The sequence below is a fragment of the Bartonella sp. HY328 genome, from assembly GCF_025449335.1.
Lineage (GTDB): Bacteria > Pseudomonadota > Alphaproteobacteria > Rhizobiales > Rhizobiaceae > HY038.
The window spans coordinates 2,897,249-2,922,711 of the sequence record NZ_CP104883.1; the positions used below are offsets into that span (position 1 = coordinate 2,897,249).

The following is a 25,463-nucleotide window of genomic DNA, read 5'->3' on the forward strand; positions in this document are numbered from 1 at the left end:
TAAAACATCTATTAATATAATTTTAGAGGAAATGAAGTTTTATGAACTTCCCTGATCGCCCCAAAAAATCATGCTGCCGCCCAACCAAAAAGCGTTTCTGGCGCATTACTGGAAGCGTGGTTTTAGTGGTATTTGTTCTTTATAGCATTGCTTGGTATTTTTTATCAGCTCATGTACAGGAAATAATTGAAGAACGCCTCGACGCTTCTACTGATCGCGGCATGATTATTTATTGTGAAAATCTACATAAAACCGGTTTCCCCCTGCGTATTGGCAGCGCGTGTGACAGTATAAACTATCAATGGCCAACGGCAGGTATTGCTATTTCAACCAGTGGCTTTGTTGCAAGTGCCCCTATTTTTGCGCCGCGTTGGCGCTTATTACAAGCAAGCTCACCTGCCAATTTTGAAATACCCGGCCTAAAGCCGATTGGCGCAAATTGGCAGACCTTGCAAATTGATTCAGAGTTAGAACACGGCCATGTCAGCGAGTTAAACTTACGCATTGATCAACTTGCAATGCATAATTTTGATGACAATCGACAAGAGTTAAGTCTTTTAAAAGCAGATTTTATCCGCCTCTTATCAAAGATGGATAGCGAAGTTATGCATATTGATCTCACTTATGATCAATTAGTCTTGCCACTCTTTATTGATGGCAACATTATAGCTTCGCCAGCTGTCAAAGGTAACGTAATAATAAATCTTAACGAGCCACAACAATTGCTTCAGCCATCAATCGGCCCATGGAGTAATCGCCTACACTCAATGCAAGGCAATATTGAAAATGCGAGCTTAGAATTTGAAGGTGGCGGCGCATTTAGCCTTTCAGGCACTTTCAATTTTTCTCAAGATGGCTATCTTAATGGCAATTTTCAGATTGTTTTTATAAACACAATCGACCTTAGCCAAAAAATGCGTGCTATAATCCCTTCACAATCATCGAATATTAGCAGCTTTTTCTTTGCTCTAAATTCGCTTCCCAAAGATAAAAACGGCAATCCAATTGTTAATTTGCGTGTAAAGAATGGCGAAGTTAGCGCATTGTTTTTAAAATTGGGGCACATTCCACCCGTATAACCGCATATAACATGCTAGGGAAAAAATATAGGGCATTTAACTCTTAAGAGTTAAATGCCCTAAACGCTTGTAAACAACTTTTTATTTAGGCTAGATGATTGAGTGCTCACAAAGATGCTTGCGCGCGTTTTTGTTGTTTTTTGCGACGCCATGGCGCATCAATCAAACAATCTCCTGCCATGATAGAGCCATAAGGAATAACTTCATCCACAATATCGGCAAGGCCGTAATCCTTTATCTGCTGCTTTACCGCAGCCGCATTTTTATAGGCAGATGGCAATTCTGACACATCAGGATGACCTGAGAAAAAGCGTACATCAAGCCCTTTTGTTTCGCGAGCGATAATCTCTTTGAAGTGCTGCTCGCCAAGACTATCTTTATCGACATTAAACTCAGCACAAAGATTACGCACATGACCAGAGCGCGAAAAATTGCGCCCAGCCCCATGAGGTGAAAATCCTAAACCATGATCGGCATTGCTTCCACGCACGATCAAGATTGGTTCTGCCATATTAAGCGGAATAATGGTCAAATCTGTAGCATCATGCGACCACCCCGAAAAAGCAGGTGTTGCGCCTTTGGCGTGATAAAATAAACCATCACTCTTGCGGAAAACAAAATTATGCTCATTCCAAAAACGATCATTGACCTTAACACCGAGTATATCAGCTGCAAGATCGTGAATTGCAAAATGATTTTCTTTGGTCCATTGCCGTATAATCTGCAAGGCAGACCAATATGTATCCCCCTCAACACTATTGGCAGGAATCCACGCATTGACGCTTTGGGTTTGCGGTGAGAGTTCTTTGCGAAAACGATCAGCCACCTTCATACCGGTTTTGTAAAGGCGAGCACCAGGCGCGCGCGAACCATGATGGGTTACTAAAACGGTCTCTCCTGTGGACTTTAACTGACCAACATAGGCAAAATGATTACCATCGCCCTGCGTTGCAAAATGTTCAATCGCAACACTTTGCTGCTTTTCAAGATAAATATTATTAGCAAAATCTTGCATGACCTTATTGCTTGGGCGAATTTGATTGCCCCGCTCACGTCCACCTGGCCCAAAATGGGTTACCTTATGCACTGCATTTAACAAATCTGCTGGTGCAACTCCTTTAAACACCGAAATTGCAAGCGAACAACAAATATCAGCAGAATGCATACCGGGGTGGATCGCTTCAGACGCAACAATGCCACCAACGGGAATTTCACCAGCTGATCCGGTGGGACAAGCATCTGGCATGATAGCTGCTGCTTTCACCACGGGTGTCTCGATCAAGGATTGCATAGAGGCAATAACCTTGTCGATATTTTCTTGTTCAAATTCATTTTCAGCCCGAATATTAATATGAAGCGACACATCACTTACATCTTGCAAGCCAATAGTTGGAGGAGGCGCAAAAGCAAGAGCAGCAGCCAAGGCTTGTTCACGTGTGGCGCCTTGTTGTAAAATGGCGTTTCCTGCTTCAAGAGCTTTTGCAAACCATTTCCCGCTTTGCTGCCCAGCTGCAATTAAATCTTTTCCATCCAAAATATCAGTCATTTTAAAATCCTTCCAATGGCTTCACACGAGAATTATATTTTCGTAAAGATGAGAGACAAAAACATAACTCTATGCCGGTTAATAATTGTATATTTACAAGAACCGTGCCAAGTTGCATAAAACGAATAAAAAATTACAAATATATTTTTTAAATATTTGATTTTTAATAATATTTTTACATAAAGTTGAGAAATAAAAATTATAACGCATTATACAAATTTGCCAATAAAATATCTGAAATTCTAAGAATATAGAAATTTTTATAAATATTAATTAAGACTAAAAGTCTTTACCGATAAAAAATAAGGACTGTATTTATTTAGCGCAAAATGCCGCAAGCAAGTGAATTTTGATTTAAAAACTTGCCATTCAGCTTTGAGCATTTTATGAACTAATATATCAAGATTTTATAAGGTCTCTAAGATATAAGGATCTGCCATGTCCCATTATGAAAAAGACAATGACCCACGTTTTCACAAAGGCAGCCCCGTTGCACCCTTTATTTTTATGGTCCTATTCATCCTATTTATTTATTCACCCTTGCTTATAGGGCTGCTTTTAGTTGCTCGCTGGATTATTGATGCCAACAATCTCACTTTCTTTCTTAATCTTGGCACCTTAGGTGATCTATTAATGCTATTCATCGTTATGGCAAGTTGGATTTTGATTGTTCTTAGCCTTTCGATCATACCTTATTTGGTCTTACGATCAAAAGGGCGGTTTATTTTAGCTGAAAAAGTTGCGGTGGTTATTAGACTATTGCTGTTCCATATCTTTGCATTTCCCTTTATTTGTTGGCGGATGGTGCGCAATAACTCACCAAAATTGCGAAGCCGCTATCGGCAAAAATTAAAAGCCATGGTCAAAGGAAAAAAAATGCAAGAGCGTAAAATAGAACGCCTTGCACGCATGCAAGACAAATTACGCTCGGTCTAACGCCTAGCACCATCTCCACAATTAAATTAAATTTTGAACATGATAAGGATAATCGAGGTAGATTATGGCAAGTTCAGCAGAGCAGATCCGCAAATGGCAGGGCCCGGCGATATTAAGCTATGGTTATCGACCGTTTTTCCTATTTTCAGCTATTTTGGCTCTTTTCGCCCTTATTGCATGGATTTTTATTTATGCTGGCGTGATGCAGCTCCCTATAGCCTTAGATCCTATATCATGGCACGCGCATAGTTTCATATTTGGTTATTTATGGGCAGTGGTTGCTGGTTTTTTATTAACTGCAGTACCCAATTGGACAGGCCGGCTACCAATTGTCGGTTGGCGACTTATGGGACTATTTTCACTCTGGCTTATTGGCCGCATCGCTATTTTCACCTCACTTTATCTTCCCTATTGGGCAACAATCGTCCTTGACCTCGTCTTTCCTCTTGCACTTGCCTATGCAATTGGTCGCGAGATTATTGCTGGCAAAAACTGGCGCAATTTAAAAATACTTATTCTTGTTGGCCTTTTAATTATTGCCAATTTGATTTTTGATTATCAAGCCCTTTATGAAGGCTATGGTGCTGGCGGTATTGGCGCACGTCTTGGTGTTGGCGTTGCTATCATGATGATTGCTGTCATTGGTGGCCGCGTTGTACCAAGTTTCACACGCAATTGGTTAATGAAACAGGGACAAACCAACCTGCCTGCACCTCATGATAAAATTGACACAATTATCATTGTATTAACTGCATTAACTCTTATCACTTGGATCATTGTACCTAGTAGTATCTTCACTGCAATCTTTTGTATCATTGCGGCTGTTGCCAATTTTTATCGGCTGTATCGGTGGCGTGGCTGGCTAACTTTGGGAGAATCTTTGGTTTGGGTGCTACACCTAGCCTTCTTTTTTATTCCTTGCGGTTTTTTGGCCATTGGTCTTGAAATATTTGGTTTTTTGCCTGGCGGCATTGCTCCTGTCCAGCATTTATGGATGGCAGGCGCTATAGGCCTTATGACACTTGCCATCATGTCAAGGGCAAGTCTTGGTCATTCTGGCCGCACACTTCATGCAACTAAATTTGTCACCAGCCTTTATATCGCGCTGTTCATTTCTGTTTTTCTACGGATGCTATCTGGTTTAATGGAAAATAATGTTTCCCTATTACACCTTTCGGCAACTTTATGGATTTTTGCTTTTGGTGGCTTTATCATCGCCTATTGGAACATTTTAACCAAGCCAAGATTGCAATAAATTTAAATTTTTACCGCTTAACACAGGTAACACGACCAACAGAGGCTTTTCTTTTAAGCCTCTTTTTTATTTTTTGAATAAGTGAATCACAGCTAAACGCTGCAAACATTGATAATAGACAATAGGGCAAACAAAAAACACAAGCTAAAAAAAATGCATATTCTGCATGATACTTAAAATGAGCACCCCCCAACACAAGAAGAAAACAACCGACAAGCATGATTAAAAAGCGCGTCACTTCATTTAATTTACCGGTATTCATGGAATAAAATTTCAAGCAAACAGCTAAAAATGCAACCGGTCCACCAATTATATAGCCAACACATAATGCACTAATCATTGTGATAAAAAACAGCGCAATCCCCTCAAGACTGAAACTTAAAAGTGGCACCACTGAAAAAAATACAATAAATGGTAATGTTCCAATCAATGGCCCAATCACTATATAAATAAAAAACACCAAAAGATATTCTTTAAAAACTTTCATGCTTTCCTCAAGAAGAAATGATCTATTAATTTATCATAAGCAATAATCTAGAGCGTTTTCCGAAAAGTGTGAAGCGGTTTTCGGACAAAAAACGCGGTGTAAACAATGGATTAGAGCGCCGATCTGATCCGATCAGATCGAAATACGCTCTAGTTCATAAATATTGATTAGCAAAGCGAATAGTATTCTAACTGCGCGCATTATCCTATATAGTTTTTTTCAACTATTTGAATGATAAACAATCCTAAACTTAAAGGGACAGTTCATGAAGCAATTGAGTGATATTGAAATAGCACGCAGTGCTAATAAAAAAGCAATTGGTGACATTGCTGCTAAAATTGGACTGACCGCACAAGATATATTGCCCTTTGGTCACGATAAGGCAAAACTTACAAAAAAAACGATCGAGAATTTGCCACAGCGTGATAATTCTCATCTTATTTTAGTGACCGCTATCAATCCCACCCCCGCTGGTGAAGGTAAAACCACCACTTCGATCGGCATTGCCGATGGCCTTAATGCCATAGGCAAAAAAACAATGCTAGCCTTGCGTGAACCTTCCCTTGGCCCTTGCTTTGGCACGAAAGGCGGCGCCGCTGGCGGTGGCCATGCGCAACTTATTCCAATGGAAGATATTAATCTCCATTTCACTGGCGATTTTCATGCAATTACATCGGCGCATAATCTTCTTGCCGCATTAATCGATAATCATATCTATTGGGGCAATAATTTACAAATTGACAGCCGCCGCATCATGTGGCGCCGCGTTATGGATATAAATGAGCGGGCTTTACGTGATATTGTTGTTGGCCTTGGCGGTGTAAGCAACGGCTTTAGCCATCAAAGTGGTTTTGATATTACGGTAGCTTCAGAAATCATGGCAATATTTTGCCTTGCTGAAAGCCTCGATGATCTGATGATTAGGCTTGGCAATATTGTGGTAGCTTACAATTTTAAAAAGGAACCTATTTACGCCCGCGATCTTGATGCCCAAGGTGCAATGGGGGTTTTGCTTAAAGATGCATTTTTGCCAAATCTTGTGCAAACGCTCGAAAATAACCCTGCGCTTGTCCATGGTGGGCCTTTTGCCAATATCGCCCATGGCTGCAACTCAGTTATTGCTACTAAAACTGCATTGAAACTTGCCGATTATGTGGTGACAGAAGCTGGTTTTGGCGCGGATCTAGGTGCGGAGAAATTTCTCGATATTAAATGTCGTTTAGCCAAATTGCAGCCATCAGCCATTGTAATTGTAGCAACGATCCGCGCCCTTAAAATGAATGGTGGCATTGCCAAAGCTGATCTTAACCTTAAAAATATTGAAGCTGTCCGCCTTGGCGCAGGAAATCTTATTCGCCATATCAACAATATGCAAAGCTATGGAGTTCCGGTTATTGTTGCCATTAACCATTTTTATCAAGATAGCGATGAAGAAATTGACACTTTGCGCGGCATTGTTGAAAAATTGGGTGTCGAAGCTATACCATGCCGCCATTTTGAACTTGGATCGAAGGGCACTGTTGAAATTGCAGAAAAGCTAGTAGCATTAATTGATACTCAACCTTCAAACTTCCACGTTCTTTATGAAGATAACATACCGCTTATTGATAAGATTAACAAAATTGTCACCGATATTTATGGTGGTGAAAAAGCAATTATCAGCGATAAAATTAAACAACAACTTTTAGAATATGAACAAGCAGGCTATGGTCATTTTCCTGTTTGCATGGCTAAAACCCAATATTCTTTTTCCTCCGATCCCAATTTGCGTGGTGCGCCTAGCGGATTTGATATCCCTGTGCGCGAAATACGCTTAGCAGCTGGGGCGGGCTTTATTGTTGTTATATGCGGTGAGATTATGACTATGCCGGGGCTTCCATCAAAGCCAGCAGCGGAGCATATTTATCTAGATAATCAAGGTGAGATTTGCGGTCTTTCTTAAGCTCCGCATTTTTCCATTTTAAGTTTTAGAAAACAAGTTTTAACAAATAGATTGCTAAGACCTTACAAAATATAGATATGGAGTAACACTATATTATTTGTCTAGAAGGCGTGCCTCTGATGCCAGCATGATTGGCACGCCATCACGAATAATATAAGCAAGGCGAGCTTTTTGGGAAATAAGCTCTTGCCTTGTTTCATCATATTCTAGCGTTGCACCCGTTAATGGGCAAACAAGAAGCTCTAACATTTTCCTGTCGGTATGAGAGGTCATGAAAAGCTCCTTTACTGCAACACGCTATGCCTATTTGTATGATTATTGGAATTATGTCCCAAAATTGAACGTTCAGCAATGGCGATTAATGTTTCCGAACGTGTCTTCAAATCTGGCGCTTCCAACAAAGCTTGCTTTTCCTCCCCACGAAAAGGGGCAAGGGTCGACATGGCATTGATCAATGTTTCATTGCTGGCTTCAAGAATAGTATCCCAATCAGCATCAATCTGGTTAAATTCCAAATAATCTTGAAATACCGATAAAAATGCTTCGCGATTAATGTCACCTTCTTGTTGACCAGCTATAAGATCATCAAAAAATGGTGCTACCTTGCAGCGAAGATAAGGTGAGTCTGTAACAACCCGATTAACAACGCGAAAGCGACAAACACCATGCAATGAAATAAGAATATTACCATCACCAACTTCACTATAGCTTGTGATACGTGCGATACAACCAACATCGCAAAGCCGTGTTCCATTATCAAGAACGGAAATTTGCGATACATTATCCATTGCAGGTTGTACAAGACCAACAAGACGATTTGTCCTCATAGCTTCATCTGCAAGACGAATATTTTGTGCCTCATCAATCTGGACGGCTATAAAACCACCAGGAAGCAAAACAACCGATGCCAATGACAATATTGGCATATTAGTCGGAATATCTTGTGCTGTACGATAGAATGCGTTACCAGCCTGCATAATTTGCCCTTTCATTCCTTTTAATAATTAAGCAAGGCCCCCAAAGAGACCTTAATATTGAAAAAGATCAAATTACAATCACTTTATGTAATAATATGCTTCGTAAATTCAACCATTTAGCTGGTTGATCTTCTTCATTCTAACAACGCATGGAGCTGGATATAAGTTCCAGAAAATATCCTTAATATTTTTGCTGTTATATAACAATATGATATTATTTATTATAATATATGTAATTAATAATATTATTAATGTAATAAAATAATCTAATAACTAATCACACCATAAAAAAAATAATAAAAATATCACCTCATAGTCGTAAAGATTCCCAATTTGAAGCAAATATCATTAAAAAAATCTCGATTTTAAATCGATTAATAAAGCGAATCACATTTTCGAGATCTTGCCTGTTTTCAAAACCATTCATATTATCAATAGCTTATATAGTATTGGTTAATTTAATAAATATTTTTGCCGGGTCTATTCCAATGGTGATACCTTTATCGGCGGCTGGTTACACTTTCAAAAATAAAATGCCATGCTGTGACTTTTTGGCTTGGTCAAGTTTTAAAGTTTAGTCTTCTTTTTAAAATGACTAGCTTGACCGCTTTGCAACTTGAAAATCTAATAAATTGTTATAATCTCCAAAATTAACCCTTTTAGTAAACGCTGCTTGCAAGTTTGCATCAAGCGATGTGAAAGACCAACAACTAAACTCTTTTTGGGTCAAAAATAAAATGACACTATTAGGGTGATGACCGATTAGAGCGTTTTTCGAAAAGTGTGAAGCGGTTTTCGGACAAAAAACGCTGTGTAAACAATGAATTAGAGCGTGGATCTGATCCAATCAGATCGAAATGGGCTCTAATGAGCCAACAAATATTGAGGTGAAAATTGCGCCTATCTCATATAAGTGCGGGCTTCATTGCTGCAATTGTCGGTTTTGGTGGCACTTTGGCCATTTTAATCCATGCTGCAACAATCGTCGGCGCAACACCAAGCCAAATCGTTAGCTGGGTTAGTGCGCTCTGTCTTGCGATTGCTTTGTCATCGTTTTTTTTATCTTGGCGTTACCGCATGCCAATCATCACCGCTTGGTCAACTCCAGGCCTTGCTTTAATTGGCGCAACATCAGGTTATGATATGGCGCAGGCGACTGGTGCCTTTATATGTTGCGCCCTTGCTATAACGCTCACAGCCTTCATAAAACCCTTATCGCTTGCTCTTAATCATATTCCTGCTGGTATTTCTTCAGGCATGCTTGCAGGCGTTTTGCTTAGCTTTATTATAAAAGCCATGGCCTTAATGGGTAGTGATACCGCTTTTGTATTACCGCTTATTATTCTCTTTTTTACGGTTCGACGCTTTCAGCCATCTTTTGCGGTGCTCATTGTTTTAATTGCAGGCCTTATCTATGCCAGCATCAGCGGTAACATTAATACCATACCACCATTGCAACTATCTTCACTTGATTTTAGCATACCGAGCTTCCAATGGAATGCGCTTATCGGCCTTGCGCTCCCGCTTTATCTCGTCACCATGGCATCGCAAAATCTTCCAGGCTTTGCTGTGTTACGTGCTAGTGGATTTGAGCCGCCTATCAAATCTTGTCTTAGTGTAACCGGTATTTTTTCGCTGATTTCGGCATTTTTATGTGCCTCATCCACCAATCTTGCCGCTATTTCAGCAGCAATTTGCACAGGTTGGGATGCAGGAAAAGATCCTAAAACAAGATGGTACTCCGGCATTGCCTATGCTGGCTTTTATTTGATTTTTGCCATTTTTAGTGCATCACTCGTTGCGGTTTTTGCGTCCCTGCCTGCAGCCCTCATTGTCCTTATATCTGGCCTTGCCCTTTTGGGTGCCTTTAGCGGTGCGTTAACCCAAGCACTCATTATTGATCGCCAACGCATTGCTGCTATTATAACCTTTGCAATAACCGCATCCAATATCTCGATATTTAGCATTGGTGCGCCGTTTTGGGCCTTAATGGCTGGTCTTATCATCTATATTATTGGCGAGCCAAAGCATTAATTGCTCACCTATCGCTCACTTAATCAAAAAGCGTAGCAATCTGGCGTTTTGCTTCTTCCTTATAGGGTATGACGCGCTCGAAGATTTTTTTTGCACTCATAAAATCAAGGACATAAATACCAGCAACTGGCGGCACAAGAACAAGATCGGGTTTTACGGCTAAAAACCGCGTATTCATTAACGAGCGCTGTGAAATCATATTAGCCGCAAACAAGGTTTCAAGGGTTGATGGCTTTTTATCCATATGAAGGTTTTCTTCAAAACCTATAATATCAATGGCAATTATCTTATCAACATCATCGCCAATACAATCGACTGGAACAGGATTGCAAACCGCGCCATCAACCAGCAAATAACCATCACGGCGCACCGGTGCAAATATACCCGGCAATGCAGCTGACGCTGAAATAGCGGAGCGTAAATCACCATCATTCATCACCACCATTTCGCCTGATAAAATATCGGCTGCGACAACCGATAAAGGGATTTGTAATTGCGCAAAATCAAAAGGCACACAATCGGGCAAAAAGCCCCGCAATATCTCCTCAAGACTAAATTGGGATAATCTTAAACCACGCCGCCGTAATTCCTGAAAACTCATTGGGCGAATTGACCATAAAGTTGCAGCAACATCGCCAATTTTACAAAAGGTTTTCAAAAAATAATCTTGTAAATCACCGCCGCTCATACCACTAGCAAGCGCTGCCCCAACCAAGCCACCAATAGATGTTCCAGCAATGCGCGAAGGCGTTAAACCAAGTTCTTCCATCGCCATGATGATAGGAATATGACCCATCCCTCTTGCACCACCACCGCCTAGTGCTAGCCCAATTCTTTCACTGCCCGACATATAAACCCCGTTAAATAGTAAATATAAGTAATAAAAAACCCGCTTTTAAAAGCGGGTTCATCATTAATTTTTCATTGGTCCAACAACAAGTAAGGCTGGTTCATCTTTAAAAATCTTTTTTGCAACCTCGTGAACATCATCCAAAGTTACCCCATTGATCAAGTCTGCACGTTTTTCAATGTAGTCAATTGGCAAGTTTTCTTGCTGAAGACCGACCAACACCGATGCAATAGACGATGAAGAAGAGAGATTATTCACCGCATAAGACCCAACCACAAAACTCTTGGCATTTTTTAGTTCATCTGCGGTAATATTATTTTCCACCAGATTTTTAATCTCGTTGCGGATCGTTTTTAACGATTCTTCTGCCTTTTCTGCCCGTGTTGCGGTTGAAATCGTCAGCGCGGCCGCATGATCGTAATTGACAAGATTACTTGATACACCATAGGCAAGGCCGCGCTTATCACGTACCTCGGCAAATAGCCGCGACGTTAAACCAGAGCCACCAAGAATATCATTCATAAGATATGCTGCAAAAAAATCCTTATCTGAACGCTTGATGCCTGGATAAACCAAAGCCAGTGTTGTTTGCGGCAAGTCATAATTAACATTGGTCATACCACCAAGCTGCAATTGTGCATCAGGAATTTCAATCAAAGTAGCCTTTTCTGGTAAATCCCCGAATAATTTATCTACCAATTCACCAGCTTGTTGCTCATTAATCGGGCCAACAAGCCCAATTTTTAGATTATCGCGTGCCAAAATATTTTTATGAGCCGCGATAATATCATCACGATTAATCTTGGCTAAACTATCAATCGTTCCTTCACCTCGGCGGCTATAGGGATGTTTGCCATAGAGCATTGCATTAAATTTATTTTGGCCGATGGTCATTGGATCGCGCTCAGAGCCTTTAATAGACGTAACAATTTGCTCACGAATACGATCAATTGCATCTTGGTCAAAACGTGGTTTATCGAGCGCTAACTTCAAAAAATTAATCGCTTCATCGCGATTTTGCTCCAAAACCCGTAAAGAGCCACTTATTTTATCTCTATTTGCATCAAAAGCGATATCTGCGCCAATATCATCAAGTTTTGCCTGATATTCAAGTGATTTAAGATCTCCTGCTCCCTCTTCAAACAGACCACTCATCAAATTGACCAGTCCTTCTTTGCCCTCAGGATCTTGTGTTGTACCACCAACCCAAGAAAATTGTAAGGCAACAAGCGGCACGCTTTGATCTTCCACCAGCCATAATTTGATACCTTTTGGCGAGGTAACTTCCTTAATTTCAATAGCATGGGCAGCAAACGCTGAAAATACAACCAAGCAACAGCCAATTATGACAGATAGATAATTCAAAAAACTATTTTTTAATTTATTTTTCATCGGAATATCCCTTATTGCCAAAAGCTATTGCTGTTCGCTCTCATCAGTACCCATCGCAGGAGCAGCTGGTGTTGCATCTTCACTCGGTTTTTCACCTTTTGGTGGCAATAAGTAACTGACAACACCCTTATCTTCATCAAGATAGGCTTTGGCTGCTTCTTTAATTGCCTCGGGAGTTACTTTTTTAAGTCGCTCTGGCCATTCATGGATTGTTTCCAATGTTTGCCCTGTTGATAAGGCTGCTCCATAAATTTTCGCTAACCCTGATGGACTATCTTGCGAATAGATAATGGCTCGGATAAACCGCTCACGAGCTTGATTAAGCTCAGCCTCGCTTACGCCGTTCTTGGCAATATCAGCAATGACATCATTAATCTCGCGCTGTAACTCTTCAAGAGTGGTATTGTTGCGCGGCATAGCATAAACATAGAATATGCCATCATCAACACTTACACCACTATAGCCACTACCAACTGATGCTGCCTTGCCTTCTTGCACCACAAATTTAGTATAAAGGCGCGAGCGTTGTGATCCACCCAAAATCTCACCAAGAAGATCCAAGGCTTCAGCCTGTCCAGCTTCGGCATTATTATAGGACGGCACAACCCATAAATGTTGGAAACTTTCATTGCTAACGCGCGGATCGCGCATCGTCACAACACGCTGGGTACGGCTAACTGGTTCTTGTGGGCGAATACGCTTTTGGGGTGGGCTTGAGCGTTTTTCTAACTTGCCAAAAGTTGCAAGGCTCAATTCACGCGCTTTTTCGGGCGTGATATCGCCCGCTAAAATAAGCGTTGCATTATTAGGGGTATAAAATTTATGATAGAAGTTAATCGCATCTTCGCGACTTAAAGTCTCCATTTCCTGCTTCCAGCCAATAACTGGGTTATGATAGGGACTATTTAAAAATAATGTCGCATTGCTTTCTTCTGATAACATAGCAGCAGGACTACTATCGGTACGCATGCGCCGTTCCTCAATGATAACCTGACGCTCCGATTTAATATCATCTTCACTTAGAACAAGGTTCAACATGCGATCAGCTTCACGCTTCATCATTTCTTCAATATATTGCGATGCAACACTTTGAAAATAGGCAGTATAATCATAAGAGGTAAAAGCATTTTGCTGGCCACCAAGACGCGAAACAGTCTGGTTAAACTCATCGCCTGGATAGGTCTTCGTGCCCTTAAACATTAAGTGTTCAAGGAAATGGGCAATGCCTGTCGTACCCGGATTTTCATCGGCTGATCCAGCGCGATACCAAACCATTTGGGTGATGACGGGTGCGCGATGATTAGGTAAAACAATAACCTGCAAACCATTTTCTAGGGTAAAACGATAAGCATCACCGATTTTTTCAATATCTGGTAAAACCTGTTGAGATTGATCAGATTGACTTGGTTTAGTTTGTTGATTGGTTTCAACTGCATTTGGCGCGTTCTCAACCAAAGGTGCGGTGCTAGATGGTGCACCCGTTGCCGGTTCGTTTACCTGACTTATTCTATCACTTTGCTGCCCCAAAATAGGATTATTAACGGCATTTGCAGCAATGGTTAATGGTGCATTAATATTGCTTGCTAGAGCTGTTGAGGCACCAAGAGATAGTGCCATAAACGCAGTTAGAGCAAGTTTGGTAAATTTTCCCGACACGCTTTACCTCTTTTTAAAACTAACTAATTTGCATAAATTCATAAAGTCGAATGACTGTATTGCCATAGCCACGTTCATCAACCAACCTAAAATTGGCTGGCAAACTTACAATTGCTTCCTTTGTTTCTTCAAGCACAATAATGGCATCATTATGAAGCCAGCCACCTTCCATTGCACTAACAAAGGCCTTTTCTCCTAAACCTTTGCCATAAGGTGGATCGGCAAAAACCAGATGAAAAGGCTGCATCGTACCAATTTCGCCAAGCTGTGTTGCATCTCGGCGCAAAATACGTGCTGAACCTGTCAAAGCAAATTCTTCTATATTTTTTTGGATAAGGCCGCGCCCTTCCACCGATTGCTCGACAAAAACACCCGCTTTTGCTCCGCGTGACAGCGCTTCAAAACCCAAAGCGCCTGTGCCTGCAAATAAATCAAGCACGCGCTTTCCTTCAAAAGTGAAGGAAAGCCCATGATTTAAAATATTAAAAAGACTTTCGCGTGTACGATCAGTAGTTGGGCGAATATCATGCCCCTTAGGAGTGGCAAGAGACCTGCCACTCAAACGACCTGCGACGATACGCATTATTTATTATCTCCACCACGCGGCCTTGAACGAGGTCCATCACTTTTATAGGGACGACCACCGCTTGGGCGCGATGATTTATCAAAAGACTTATTACCGCCAAATGGTTTACCACCATTTGATGAACGGCGATCTCCGCCACTATGGTTTTCGCCGCTGCGATTACCACCATCACGGTTATAGCTTGGGCGACGATCTCCGCCACCACGGTTTTCGCCGCTGCGATTACCACCATCACGGTTATAGCTTGGGCGACGATCTCCGCCACCACGGTTTTCGCTGCTGCGATTACCACCATCGCGGTTATAGCTTGGGCGACGATCTCTGCCACTACGGTTTTCGCCGCTGCGATTATCGCCATCGCGGTTATAGCTTGGGCGACGATCTCCGCTACCACGGTTTTCGCCGCTGCGATTACCACCATCACGGTTATAGCTTGGGCGACGATCTCCGCCACTACGGTTTTCGCCGCTGCGATTATCACCATCACGGTTATAGCTTGGACGACGATCTCCGCCACCACGGTTTTCGCTGCTGCGATTATCACCATCTCGATTAAAACGTGGACGACGATCTCCGCCACCACGGTTTTCGCCGCTGCGATTACCACCATCACGGTTATAGCTTGGGCGACGATCTCCGCTACCACGGTTTTCGCCGCTGCGATTATCACCATCACGGTTAAAGCTCGGGCGACGATCTCCGCCACCACGGTTTTCGCCGCTGCGATTATCACCATCACGGTTATAGCTTGGGCGACGATCATCACCACTGCGACCGTCTCTTGCACGATTTTCGCCATCACGCGGATAGGTTTTTTCAATACGTGTCTTTGTAGGGCGGGCACCTGGCGCCATCCAAACATTAACGGAGCGATTTTTACGTTTTTCGTTTACGTCAGGCTTTTCACCTTCTGCACCCTTTGCGCCAAATCCTTTATCTTTAAAATCTTTGCCTTTAAAGCCTTTATCCTTGAAGCCCTTATCACCAAAAGAACGCTTTTCGCGTGGCTCTGAAAATTTGCTATCGCCACGATCACGGGAAAAACCACGATCCCCTCGCTCGCCCCTGTCACCACGGTCATCTTTGCCAAAACGGCCTTTAAAACCACCTCTGCGAGGCGCTGGTGCATCGGATGAAGCAATCCAACCATCATCATCACTATTTGCAGATGAATTACTTGCGCCGGACACAGGCTTGTTAGAAAACGGATTTAAAACAGGGCCATCAAAGTCGGCATTGGCTTCTTCAATCAAACGATCGCCTAATTGATCGCGCAATGTGCGCCCTTTCACTTCAAGAACCATTCCAGTGTCTAATTCACCAAGCTGGAATGGGCCAAAAGAAATGCGGATAAGACGCGTAACACTCAAACCGAGTGAGCCAAGAATATTCTTAACTTCACGGTTTTTACCTTCACGCAGCGACACAGCAAGCCAAAGATTACTTCCCTGCTCGCGCTCAATCGTTGCTTCAACTGCGCCGTAGAATACGCCATCAACGGCCACACCGTTTTTAAGTCCATCAAGCTGTGCTTGGGTTACACTACCGTGAACGCGCACGCGATAGCGGCGCACCCATCCGGTTGCTGGCAATTCAAGAACGCGCGCAAGACCACCATCATTGGTGAGCAAAAGCAAACCTTCAGTATTAATGTCCAAACGGCCAACGGATAATACACGCGGCATTTCTTCAGGTAAATTATCAAATACTGTTGAACGACCCTCTGGATCACGGTTGGTTGTCACCAAACCAGCAGGCTTATGATAAAGCCAAAGGCGAGTGCGTTCTGCCTGTTGCAAAGGACGGCCATCAACCTTGATAACATCGGTTTTTGTAACATTAACTGCCGGACTATCAAGCACCTTGCCGTTAACCGATACGCGACCCGCAGCAATCATGCTTTCAGCTTCACGACGAGAAGCAATGCCAGCGCGCGCTAGTCTTTTAGCTATGCGTGAACCGCCATCATCTTCTTCGGCTACATGCACAGCGCTCTTCTTGTCAAAATCACGCTTGCCAAAACCACCAGCATCGCGGCTCCGCCCTGCACCAAAGCTGCCCGAACGCTCATTATCTTTTCCAAAACGACTTCCACCTGGCTTTTTAAAACCACGGTCCTCAGACTTATTAAAAGAAGGCTTGCCTTCATCACGACCTTTTCCACGTGAAAAAGGTGGCTTACGCCCCTCATGACCATTGTCATTCATATATATAATACCTCAAATACAGCACGTAATCACTACGTCAAGTTAGTTCTATTCTTGTCTTCGAACGGGGATGGAACAAACGAATTTGCAAGTTTTACAAATCCAGTCAGTCAATTGGAATTGTACGCAGCCCAAATTATTACAAATTACCAACTAAACCTATTTTCTGACAAAGATTAGCTTTTTAAGCGTTTTCTTAAAAAAACTATCCTCAATAGCAGATATAGGTAGCTCCAATTAGTTTTTATTAGATCTGCTTTCACTCTAAAGCCAGCATCCTATGGAACAAAATGCCATAACCCTTTGCTCTTACCAGCGAAAGTAACACAATTTAAAAAAATCGCCAATAGCACGAGTTATAATCAATTAAGTTTTCTTGAAAATTTATGTGATTTTATCAATCTATGATAATCCAACTTCAATAATATCTTCCACCAATCACCAAATGCAAATAAAATCGCTTAATCGCCACATTCGAATTGGTCGATTCCAGTCAATCTATTTGCTTAGATCTATTTCAACCTTACTCCATCGCATTATTATCGACCTGCTCTATTTTAGTAATTATAGGCACAGCAATAGAAATATAAAGATCTTTACCTTGAAACCCTAGGCAAACATATCAATGTAAATATAATAATAAAAAAATTATTTTATTATAAATATTCCCTTGAAAAATAAAAATTCATAAAGTAAAAAAATTACGCGGGAAATAATTTTTATTAAACTTACTATCTATACATAAACCAATTAGAATAAACTAATAATATATTTTAAAAATCAAAAATATTTAAAAAAATTTTTCTCCCTCATGAAACCAATACTGCGTGGCTTATCATATGAGGAATGGATAATGAAACATTGGTTAATTGCTTTATGTGCTTTCATTGTGATAGCTTTAGGCTCATCAACAGCCTTTTTTATAATGCACTCCAACCAACCACAAGCCCTAACTTTGTACGGCAATGTTGATATTCGTGAGGTTGCACTTGCTTTGCGCATATCGGGCCAACTTTCAATTGTACATTCCGAGGAGGGAGACCGTGTTGAAAAAGGTGAAGAAATTGCCGTTCTTGATGACACCCCCTACCGCGAAAAGCTTGCATCAGCAACGGCAGAAGTAGATAGCTACACCGCTAGCCTTGAAAAACTGGTCGCCGGCGCAAGACAATCAGAAATTGATCAAGCGATTGCTATTACCAAAGCACGCCAAGCTGATTTACTTAACGCTGACCAAGTCCTTGCACGCACATTAACATTACATGAAGAAAAAACGGCATCTCGTGCAATTCTTGAACAAGCAATTGCCCAACGCGATATGGCAAAGGCCAACCTTGAAGCCGCAGAAGCTGCCCTTCGTATATTGACGGAAGGGTCACGCCCAGAAGACATTAATGCAGCCAAAGCACAACTTGCAGCAGCCAAAGCCAATCAACAATCAGCACTCACTGCGGTTAAGGATGCAAAACTGATTGCACCAGCAAGTGGCATTATTCGCTCGCGCGTCAAAGAACCTGGTGCAATAATTGCAACTGGCGAGCCGATTTATATCCTATCGCTTACTACTCCTTTACGAGTACGTGGCTATATTGGTGAACCAGATCTTGGTAAAATCCAACTTGGTCAAACTGTTTATATTCAAAATGACAGTTTCCCCGACAAACAATATAAGGGTACCATTGGTTTTATTTCTTCAACCGCAGAATTTACGCCTAAAACTGTTGAAACACCACAATTGCGAAGCAACTTAGTTTATCGTTTTTGGGTAACCGTTGCAGCAGATGAAACGGGGCTGCAACAAGGTATGCCCGTTACGATTACATCACCTATTGCAGGGCAAAACCTTGCTGATATGCAATAGGCAGATTATGGCAAAACCTATTATTGTTATTGATGGAATTTCCAAAAAGTTTGTCAATAATCTCGCGCTGGATGGTATAAGTGCTGCGATAAAACCAGGATTTATTACCGGCATTCTTGGGCCTGACGGCTCTGGAAAAACCACCTTATTGCGCCATGTAGCTGGATTAATGAGCCCTAATGCGGGCAAAATTTTTATTTTTGGGCAAAATATTGATAAAAACAGCCACTTATTAGGTGATAAAATTGGTTACATGCCGCAACAATTTGGTCTTTACGAAGACTTATCCGTGCTTGAAAACTTGAAATTATATGCCAATTTAAAAGGCCTTCCTGCAGCGCAGCAACCCGCTATATTTGCACATCTATTACAACTAACCATGCTTAACCAATTTCAAGATCGATTGGTTGGGCATTTATCGGGTGGCATGAAGCAAAAATTAGCACTTGCTTGCGCTTTAATTACACGACCGCCAATTCTATTACTTGACGAACCCGGCGTTGGTGTTGATCCAATTGCACGGCGCGACCTGTGGGCACTTGCCCAACAGCTTGCTCAAGCTGGAACAACTATATTATGGGCAACAGCCTATCTGGATGAAGCAGCCCAATGCGATGAAATACTTATATTAGACAAGGGAAGGTTAATCTATTCAGGCGCTCCTCAAAGCCTTATTCACCGCGTAAAAAATCGTGTTTTCCAGATTTCAGGCACTATGCCAAAACGGCAATTATTGCAAAAATTATCAAGTTTTGATGCCATTGAAGATATAAATATCCAAGGCCATCTCATTCGGATTTTATTAAAAAATGCGAACGCGCTACAAGGTATTATTCATGCTTTTTTTGGCACGATTATAGCTACAGTGACATCCGCTCATTTTGGTGATGCCTATATTGATTTGCTTGGTGGCATTAAAAACCGTATTTCTCCCATTGCAGGTGCTCTTAATGAAGCTGCCGCCTATGATGGCCCTATTATTGAAGCTGAGCAATTATCCAAAAATTTTGGTTCATTTAAAGCTGCACAAAATATTTCTTTTACAATTAAGCGGGGCGAAATTTTTGGACTTCTTGGCCCTAATGGCGCAGGAAAATCTACCACATTCAAAATGCTATGTGGCCTATTAAAACCAAGTGCTGGAAAAGGCTTTGTCGTTGGCTATGATTTGCGCAAACATGGCTCAAAAGCTCGAAATCACATTGGCTATATGGCACAAAAATTTTCCCTGTATAAAGATCTTGATGTTGAACAAAATTTAAATTTTTATGCTGGAATTTATGGGCTTGATAAAAAGGCGGCGCGTAAGCAACGAGAATTAATGCTTGATGTATTTTCTCTTAGCGACTATCGCAAACAAATTGCAGGCAGCTTACCTCCCGGTTTAAGGCAGCGGCTATCACTTGCTGCTTGTCTTATGCATCAACCGCAAGCGCTTTTTCTTGATGAGCCAACCTCTGGTGTTGATCCGCTAACGCGGCGCGAATTTTGGAACCATATAAACGGCATTGCCGAAAAAGGTATTAGCGTACTAGTTACCACCCACTTCATGGAAGAAGCGGAGTATTGCGACCGTATCGCGTTAATTTATGAAGGACGCACCATTGCACTTGGCGCACCTCACGAATTAAAACGCCAAATCGCGACGAAAACCCTACCCAATCCTAGTATGGAAGATACATTTATTGCGCTTATTCTTGCTTCTAGCGATCAAAAAGGTTTGCGCAATGATTAAATTACGACGATTTCTATCATTAATTTACAAGGAAATCTTACAGATCATACGTGATCCAAGTAGCATCATGATTGCATTCATTTTTCCAATTCTATTGCTATTAATCTTTGGCTACGGCTTTTCCCTTGACCCCAATCGTATGAAAATTGGTATTGTTGATGAAAACCCATCTGCATTAACCAAAGGTTTGGTTGCCAGTTTTAACGCATCGCAATTTTTTGACATTGCAACCGGTTTTGACCGGCGCCAATTGGATGATCTCTTAACTATTGGTCATATTAAAGGCATCATCATTATACCAGCGAGCTTTCAAAATGCCTTGGCGCAGGGAAGACTTAGTGACATTCAGATTATTATTGATGGTTCTGATCCCAATACAGCAAATTTTCTTAAAAATTATTCTGAAGGGCTAATTGCCACTTGGAGCGCCCAACAAGGCGGACTTAACCCATCAATCATTATCGAGCCAAGATTTCGTTTCAACCCTGATGTGACCAGTCGATTTTTTCTAATTCCAGGCTCTATTGCAATCATTATGGCGCTTGTTGGTACTTTACTCACCTCGCTTGTAGTATCACGCGAATGGGAACGCGGCACGATGGAGGCAATTATGGCAACCCCTGTTAGCATGGCCGAATTTTTGGCCGGAAAGCTTATTCCTTATTTTTTCCTCGGTCTTTTATCGGTTAGTCTTTGCCTCTTGTTTGCAACTCAGCTTTTCCATGTGCCCTTTCGCGGCTCTTTAACTGCTTTTTATCTTATTTCATCAGCCTTTCTTATTCCTGCCCTTGGTCAAGGCTTACTGATTTCAGCAATTTCAAAAAATCAGTTTGTTGCTTCACAAATTGCCATTTTAACCGGATTTTTACCCGCCATGCTTTTATCAGGTTTTATTTTTGATATTGGCTCTATGCCAGATTGGGTTCAATGGATCACGGCAATTGTACCAGCGCGTTATCTCATTCCATCGCTACAGACCATATTTTTAGCTGGCAATATTTGGCACATTTTTATTATGGATATCTTAAGTCTGCTGCTATTGGGGGCAGTTTTCTTTTTTCTTGCCAATAAGACCACAAGAAAGCAAATAGGATGAGAGCATGGTTAAGAATAAAAGCCCTCATCATTAAAGAGCTTTTAGCAATTTTACATGACCGAAAAAGCCGATTTGTACTTTTAGGGCCACCACTTTTTCAATTATTTATTTTTTCAACTGCTGCAACGTTAGATGTCCGCAACGTTGATCTTGCAGTATTGAATTACGATAGTGGGTATCATTCAGCGGAAGTAATAGAGCGGATACGCGCGGCTAAGCCTACAATTCGCCAAATTCAACCGGTCAATAGTTTTGCGGAAATTGATCGATTAATTGATGAGCAGAAAATAGCTGGTGCAGTTATTTTTAACAATGATTTTTCAAGACGTATAGACCAACGGTTACCTGGACAGGTACAACTTATTCTTGATGGAAGAAAATCCAATACAACTCAGATAGTCTATGGCTATTTAAATGAAATAATCAATGGTATTAACCAAGAAATTGCAATTGAACGGCGAATACTACAAAAACTTCCAGAAACCAAACCACTTTACTGGTTTAATCAAAACCTAGTCTTTCAATGGTTTCTCGTACCCAATCTCGTTGCTAGTATTGCGCTCTTGATTGGTGTTAGTGTCACCGCCTTATCTATTGCCCGCGAGCGCGAAAATGGCACTTTTGACCAATTGCTAGTCTCGCCCCTCAAAGCGCATGAAATACTCATTGGTAAAACCATTCCACCGATGATTATTGGTTTTTTTCAACTTTGCCTATTTGTTGCGGTTGCCTTAATTGTCTTCCACGTGCCCATGCGCGGTTCACTTATAGCCTTACTTATAACTGGTATTATATTTTTGTTAGCCGTTGCGGGGATCGGCTTGTTCATATCAGCCATGGCACGTACCCAACAACAAGCAATTTTAGGGGCTTTTATGTTTTTGGTGCCAGCAATGCTATTATCGGGCTTTGCAACGCCGCTCGAAAATATGCCCGAATGGCTACAAAATATTACCTATATTAATCCGCTACGTTATTATCTTATCATTGTTCGCGGAATATTTTTAAAAGATATACCAATTATCGAAATAATTTGGCAAACTTGGCCGATGCTGGTTATTGCGGCAATTACCCTTAGTTCAGCTTCCATTCTTTTCCGCAGGCGGTTAGAATAACAAACGTAAAAATAGACAATAAAAAAACCCGCTTGATCTCTCAAGCGGGTTTTTTATAAAATAATATAAATTATTCAGCTGTTGCAGCAGCTTCTGCGGCAGCAGCAGCTTTTGCTGCTGCGTCTTCTTCAGCTTGTTTCGCCATTGCAATACGCTCAACAGCTTTTTTACCTGGCTCACCTTTTTTAGGATTGCTACGGGCATCACGCTTTGCAAGACCAGCATCGTTCAAGAAACGAAGAACGCGATCTGTTGGCTGTGCGCCTTGTGAAATCCAATGTTGAATGCGCTCTGTTACCAATTGAACGCGCTCGCCATCCTTAGGAAGCATAGGATTCCATGCACCAACTTTTTCAATGAAACGGCCATCGCGTGGGCTACGAACATCAGCTACTACGATATGGTAGTAAGGACGCTTTTTTGAACCTGCACGGGCCAAACGAATTTTTAAAGACATTATATTCTCCTGTTATAGATCGCCGGTTGGCCGGCAGCTCGTAATATTTTTCGACATAATCGAAAGTGTTGTTTAGCCGCCAATACGGGCAGCGGTATCTTCATGATGACGAATTACTTCACGCACGATGAAATTTAAAAACTTTTCCGCAAAATCAGGATCAAGGTGTGATTCTTCAGCTAATTTACGCAAACGTTCAATCTGTCTTTTTTCGCGGTTCGGGTCAGCGGCAGGTAAATTGCGCTCTGCCTTTAAAACCCCAACTGCTTTAGTGCACCGAAAACGCTCGGCAAGAATATGAATAAGCGCGGCATCAAAATTATCAATTGATGCTCTAAGACTTGCGAGTTCTGCAGGAATTTCATTCTCACTCATGGTCTTTGCCTTTCATTTTCTTGTATTAAAACTTCGCGTTAAAGTGGCTTATTTCTTTTTAGGCAAACCACCGCCAAGCCCTGGAAGACCACCTGGCTTTGGCAAACCGCCAAGGCCGGGCAAACCACCGGCTTTACCACCCAAATTAGGTAAACCGCTATTTTTACCAAGACCTGCAGCTTCTGCCTGCTTTTGCAATGCTTCCAACTGCTTAGGGTCAAGAGAACCAAGATCGGGCATACCACCGCCAAGGCCAAGCTTGCTACCAAGCCCACCCATAAGGCGTTTCATCATGCCACCACCACCTTTGCCGCCCATGGCTTTCATCATATCAGCCATACCACGATGCATTTTTAACAACTTGTTGATATCAGCAGCAGATGTTCCTGAACCCTTGGCGATACGCTGTTTACGGCTATGCTTCAAAATATCAGGATTAGCGCGTTCTTGCTTGGTCATTGAAGAAATGATCGCCAATTGCCGATTAAAAATATTTTCATCAAAACCAGCGGCAGCCATTTGGTCCTTCATTTTGCCCATCCCAGGCATCATACCCATAATGCCGCCCATGCCGCCCATTTTTTTCATTTGGCCAATTTGCTCGGCAAGATCATTAAGATCAAACTTGCCAGCCTGCATTTTTTTGGCCATGGCAGCCGCACGCTCAGCATCAATATGCTCGGCAGCTTTTTCAACCAGCGATACAATATCGCCCATGCCCAAAATGCGGTCAGCAATACGCTTTGGATGAAACTCTTCCAAAGCATCCATTTTTTCGCCAGTGGCAATGGCTTTAATTGGTTTACCAGTCACAGCACGCATCGAAAGCGCCGCACCACCGCGACCATCACCATCCATACGGGTAAGGACGATACCAGTAATACCAACACGCTCATCAAATGAGCGCGCAAGATTAACTGCATCTTGACCAGTTAAACTATCGGCAACCAGCAAAATTTCATGGGGCGCAGACTTGGCCTTGATCTCGGCCATTTCCACCATTAATGGCTCATCAATATGGGTACGACCAGCAGTATCAAGAATCACCACATCATGTCCGCCAAGACGGGCTGCTTGGACTGCACGCGATGCAATATCAACTGGTGATTGACCGTTAATAATAGGCAAGGTCGCAACGCCTGTTTGCTCGCCCAATTGACGCAATTGTTCTTGCGCGGCTGGACGACGTGTATCAAGCGAAGCCATCAACACTTTTTTGCCCTGCTTATCGGTAAGGCGTTTTGCAATTTTTGCTGATGTGGTGGTTTTACCAGAACCTTGCAAACCAACCATCATAATAACAACTGGTGAAGGCGCATTTAAATCAATACCAACGCCTTCAGAACCAAGCATATCCACGAGCTCGTCATGAACAATCTTGACCACCATCTGGCCAGGCTTGATTGATTTTAAAACCTCTGCGCCAACGGCTTTATTGCGAACACGATCGGTAAAGGAGCGCACAACATCAAGGGCAACGTCAGCTTCAATCAAGGCACGGCGCACTTCGCGCAATGCGCTTGTCACATCTTGTTCTGAAAGAGCGCCACGCCCTGTCAGATTATCAAAAATGGAACTTAAACGCTCCTGCAATGATTCAAACATTAAATACCCTTTCTGGTTGGCCGCTTTATGCTTTATCTGCTTAGCATGATAAAAGCTCTTTTTATAAAACTGGCTCCAGCGCTTCTTAACTATCCACAACCAGATGTTATATTTGAGAAACACCCAATCCAAACCCACATGCCAATATTGTTAAACAACATTTCAAAGCAAATGGCACCCGAGGGCGCATCGCGCTGTCGGGTGTGGACCTCTGGCATCAATTTTTATAAATTGCACCAGTCGGTGGCTCCAAGTCATAACTTGTTGCAGAT

At 42.0% G+C, this 25,463-nt stretch carries 21 protein-coding genes; 9 read left to right on the plus strand and 12 right to left on the minus strand.

Features of this window, described 5'->3' with window-relative positions; all coding sequences use genetic code 11:
* Positions 1-41: 41 nt before the first annotated feature.
* Positions 42-1,079 (plus strand): DUF2125 domain-containing protein, encoded by a 1,038-nt coding sequence (locus N5852_RS12390; RefSeq protein ID WP_262098075.1) that lies wholly within the window; start codon positions 42-44, stop codon positions 1,077-1,079.
* A gap of 106 nt (positions 1,080-1,185) precedes the next feature.
* On the opposite strand, the gene N5852_RS12395 is transcribed toward N5852_RS12390, so the two are convergent.
* Positions 1,186-2,625 (minus strand): RtcB family protein, encoded by a 1,440-nt coding sequence (locus N5852_RS12395; protein ID WP_262098076.1) that lies wholly within the window; start codon positions 2,623-2,625, stop codon positions 1,186-1,188.
* Positions 2,626-3,063: 438 nt separating this feature from the next.
* Between N5852_RS12395 and N5852_RS12400 the strand changes: the two genes are divergently transcribed.
* Both N5852_RS12400 and N5852_RS12405 read left to right on the plus strand, forming a co-directional pair.
* Positions 3,064-3,561, plus strand: coding sequence for a hypothetical protein (locus tag N5852_RS12400; protein WP_262098077.1), 498 nt, complete (start codon positions 3,064-3,066; stop codon positions 3,559-3,561).
* 64 nt (positions 3,562-3,625) lie between these two features.
* Positions 3,626-4,816 (plus strand): NnrS family protein, encoded by a 1,191-nt coding sequence (locus tag N5852_RS12405; RefSeq protein WP_262098078.1) that lies wholly within the window; start codon positions 3,626-3,628, stop codon positions 4,814-4,816.
* 10 nt (positions 4,817-4,826) lie between these two features.
* Here N5852_RS12405 and N5852_RS12410 read toward each other — a convergent pair whose 3' ends face one another.
* Complete coding sequence (locus tag N5852_RS12410) at positions 4,827-5,303, minus strand: hypothetical protein (protein ID WP_262098079.1); 477 nt, start codon at positions 5,301-5,303, stop codon at positions 4,827-4,829.
* Positions 5,304-5,568: 265 nt separating this feature from the next.
* On the opposite strand from N5852_RS12410, the gene N5852_RS12415 reads away from it, so the two are divergent.
* Positions 5,569-7,245, plus strand: coding sequence for a formate--tetrahydrofolate ligase (locus N5852_RS12415; RefSeq protein ID WP_262098080.1), 1,677 nt, complete (start codon positions 5,569-5,571; stop codon positions 7,243-7,245).
* A gap of 93 nt (positions 7,246-7,338) precedes the next feature.
* Here the strand turns inward: N5852_RS12415 and N5852_RS12420 are convergent, their stop codons facing one another.
* Positions 7,339-7,518: a Trm112 family protein gene (locus tag N5852_RS12420; RefSeq protein WP_182417899.1), complete on the minus strand. Its 180-nt coding sequence runs from the start codon at positions 7,516-7,518 to the stop codon at positions 7,339-7,341.
* 11 nt (positions 7,519-7,529) lie between these two features.
* Positions 7,530-8,222: an LON peptidase substrate-binding domain-containing protein gene (locus N5852_RS12425; protein ID WP_262098081.1), complete on the minus strand. Its 693-nt coding sequence runs from the start codon at positions 8,220-8,222 to the stop codon at positions 7,530-7,532.
* 894 nt (positions 8,223-9,116) lie between these two features.
* On the opposite strand from N5852_RS12425, the gene N5852_RS12430 reads away from it, so the two are divergent.
* Positions 9,117-10,256: a benzoate/H(+) symporter BenE family transporter gene (locus N5852_RS12430; protein ID WP_262098082.1), complete on the plus strand. Its 1,140-nt coding sequence runs from the start codon at positions 9,117-9,119 to the stop codon at positions 10,254-10,256.
* A gap of 19 nt (positions 10,257-10,275) precedes the next feature.
* Here the strand turns inward: N5852_RS12430 and N5852_RS12435 are convergent, their stop codons facing one another.
* The 5 genes from N5852_RS12435 to N5852_RS12455 all read right to left on the minus strand — a co-directional run bounded on the left by N5852_RS12435 (position 10,276) and on the right by N5852_RS12455 (position 16,947).
* Positions 10,276-11,106 carry a patatin-like phospholipase family protein gene (locus N5852_RS12435; protein WP_262098083.1) on the minus strand — a complete coding sequence of 277 codons (831 nt, stop codon included), beginning with the start codon at positions 11,104-11,106 and terminating at the stop codon, positions 10,276-10,278.
* Between the two features lie 63 nt (positions 11,107-11,169).
* On the minus strand, positions 11,170-12,498 hold the full coding sequence (locus N5852_RS12440) for a M16 family metallopeptidase (protein WP_262098084.1): 1,329 nt from the start codon (positions 12,496-12,498) through the stop codon (positions 11,170-11,172).
* A 24-nt stretch (positions 12,499-12,522) separates the two neighbouring features.
* On the minus strand, positions 12,523-14,154 hold the full coding sequence (locus N5852_RS12445) for a M16 family metallopeptidase (protein WP_262098085.1): 1,632 nt from the start codon (positions 14,152-14,154) through the stop codon (positions 12,523-12,525).
* A 19-nt stretch (positions 14,155-14,173) separates the two neighbouring features.
* Positions 14,174-14,737, minus strand: coding sequence for a 16S rRNA (guanine(966)-N(2))-methyltransferase RsmD (rsmD, locus tag N5852_RS12450; RefSeq protein WP_262098086.1), 564 nt, complete (start codon positions 14,735-14,737; stop codon positions 14,174-14,176).
* Positions 14,737-16,947 (minus strand): pseudouridine synthase, encoded by a 2,211-nt coding sequence (locus tag N5852_RS12455; protein ID WP_262098087.1) that lies wholly within the window; start codon positions 16,945-16,947, stop codon positions 14,737-14,739. Before N5852_RS12455 ends, rsmD begins: the two co-directional genes overlap by 1 nt.
* Before the next feature lie 853 nt (positions 16,948-17,800).
* Between N5852_RS12455 and N5852_RS12460 the strand changes: the two genes are divergently transcribed.
* Genes N5852_RS12460 through N5852_RS12475 form a run of 4 tightly spaced genes read left to right on the plus strand, consistent with a single transcriptional unit; the run spans position 17,801 to position 22,754 of the window.
* A complete protein-coding gene (locus N5852_RS12460) occupies positions 17,801-18,808 on the plus strand; it encodes an HlyD family secretion protein (RefSeq protein ID WP_262098088.1) in 1,008 nt (335 codons plus the stop codon).
* A gap of 7 nt (positions 18,809-18,815) precedes the next feature.
* Positions 18,816-20,543 (plus strand): ATP-binding cassette domain-containing protein, encoded by a 1,728-nt coding sequence (locus N5852_RS12465; RefSeq protein WP_262098089.1) that lies wholly within the window; start codon positions 18,816-18,818, stop codon positions 20,541-20,543.
* Positions 20,536-21,639: an ABC transporter permease gene (locus tag N5852_RS12470; RefSeq protein ID WP_262098090.1), complete on the plus strand. Its 1,104-nt coding sequence runs from the start codon at positions 20,536-20,538 to the stop codon at positions 21,637-21,639. Before N5852_RS12465 ends, N5852_RS12470 begins: the two co-directional genes overlap by 8 nt.
* Positions 21,636-22,754, plus strand: a complete 1,119-nt coding sequence (locus tag N5852_RS12475; protein ID WP_262098091.1) for an ABC transporter permease — start codon at positions 21,636-21,638, stop codon at positions 22,752-22,754. The genes N5852_RS12470 and N5852_RS12475 overlap by 4 nt, the downstream gene beginning before the upstream one ends.
* A 70-nt stretch (positions 22,755-22,824) precedes the next feature.
* Here N5852_RS12475 and rpsP read toward each other — a convergent pair whose 3' ends face one another.
* The 3 genes from rpsP to ffh all read right to left on the minus strand — a co-directional run bounded on the left by rpsP (position 22,825) and on the right by ffh (position 25,191).
* Complete coding sequence (rpsP, locus tag N5852_RS12480) at positions 22,825-23,211, minus strand: 30S ribosomal protein S16 (RefSeq protein ID WP_262098092.1); 387 nt, start codon at positions 23,209-23,211, stop codon at positions 22,825-22,827.
* Positions 23,212-23,283: 72 nt separating this feature from the next.
* Positions 23,284-23,586 carry a chorismate mutase gene (locus N5852_RS12485; RefSeq protein ID WP_262098093.1) on the minus strand — a complete coding sequence of 101 codons (303 nt, stop codon included), beginning with the start codon at positions 23,584-23,586 and terminating at the stop codon, positions 23,284-23,286.
* A gap of 48 nt (positions 23,587-23,634) precedes the next feature.
* Complete coding sequence (gene ffh / locus N5852_RS12490) at positions 23,635-25,191, minus strand: signal recognition particle protein (RefSeq protein ID WP_182417907.1); 1,557 nt, start codon at positions 25,189-25,191, stop codon at positions 23,635-23,637.
* Positions 25,192-25,463: the final 272 nt, after the last annotated feature.

Excerpts from the sequence above, each read along its gene's own strand:
- N5852_RS12390 (WP_262098075.1), top strand. The coding sequence starts at position 42 with ATGAACTTCCCTGATCGCCCCAAAAAATCATGCTGCCGCCCAACCAAA.
- N5852_RS12395 (WP_262098076.1), bottom strand. The coding sequence starts at position 2,625 with ATGACTGATATTTTGGATGGAAAAGATTTAATTGCAGCTGGGCAGCAA.
- N5852_RS12400 (WP_262098077.1), top strand. The coding sequence starts at position 3,064 with ATGTCCCATTATGAAAAAGACAATGACCCACGTTTTCACAAAGGCAGC.
- N5852_RS12405 (WP_262098078.1), top strand. The coding sequence starts at position 3,626 with ATGGCAAGTTCAGCAGAGCAGATCCGCAAATGGCAGGGCCCGGCGATA.
- N5852_RS12410 (WP_262098079.1), bottom strand. The coding sequence starts at position 5,303 with ATGAAAGTTTTTAAAGAATATCTTTTGGTGTTTTTTATTTATATAGTG.
- N5852_RS12415 (WP_262098080.1), top strand. The coding sequence starts at position 5,569 with ATGAAGCAATTGAGTGATATTGAAATAGCACGCAGTGCTAATAAAAAA.
- N5852_RS12420 (WP_182417899.1), bottom strand. The coding sequence starts at position 7,518 with ATGACCTCTCATACCGACAGGAAAATGTTAGAGCTTCTTGTTTGCCCA.
- N5852_RS12425 (WP_262098081.1), bottom strand. The coding sequence starts at position 8,222 with ATGCAGGCTGGTAACGCATTCTATCGTACAGCACAAGATATTCCGACT.
- N5852_RS12435 (WP_262098083.1), bottom strand. The coding sequence starts at position 11,106 with ATGTCGGGCAGTGAAAGAATTGGGCTAGCACTAGGCGGTGGTGGTGCA.
- N5852_RS12440 (WP_262098084.1), bottom strand. The coding sequence starts at position 12,498 with ATGAAAAATAAATTAAAAAATAGTTTTTTGAATTATCTATCTGTCATA.
- rsmD (WP_262098086.1), bottom strand. The coding sequence starts at position 14,737 with ATGCGTATCGTCGCAGGTCGTTTGAGTGGCAGGTCTCTTGCCACTCCT.
- N5852_RS12455 (WP_262098087.1), bottom strand. The coding sequence starts at position 16,947 with ATGAATGACAATGGTCATGAGGGGCGTAAGCCACCTTTTTCACGTGGA.
- N5852_RS12460 (WP_262098088.1), top strand. The coding sequence starts at position 17,801 with ATGAAACATTGGTTAATTGCTTTATGTGCTTTCATTGTGATAGCTTTA.
- N5852_RS12465 (WP_262098089.1), top strand. The coding sequence starts at position 18,816 with ATGGCAAAACCTATTATTGTTATTGATGGAATTTCCAAAAAGTTTGTC.
- N5852_RS12470 (WP_262098090.1), top strand. The coding sequence starts at position 20,536 with ATGATTAAATTACGACGATTTCTATCATTAATTTACAAGGAAATCTTA.
- N5852_RS12475 (WP_262098091.1), top strand. The coding sequence starts at position 21,636 with ATGAGAGCATGGTTAAGAATAAAAGCCCTCATCATTAAAGAGCTTTTA.
- rpsP (WP_262098092.1), bottom strand. The coding sequence starts at position 23,211 with ATGTCTTTAAAAATTCGTTTGGCCCGTGCAGGTTCAAAAAAGCGTCCT.
- N5852_RS12485 (WP_262098093.1), bottom strand. The coding sequence starts at position 23,586 with ATGAGTGAGAATGAAATTCCTGCAGAACTCGCAAGTCTTAGAGCATCA.
- ffh (WP_182417907.1), bottom strand. The coding sequence starts at position 25,191 with ATGTTTGAATCATTGCAGGAGCGTTTAAGTTCCATTTTTGATAATCTG.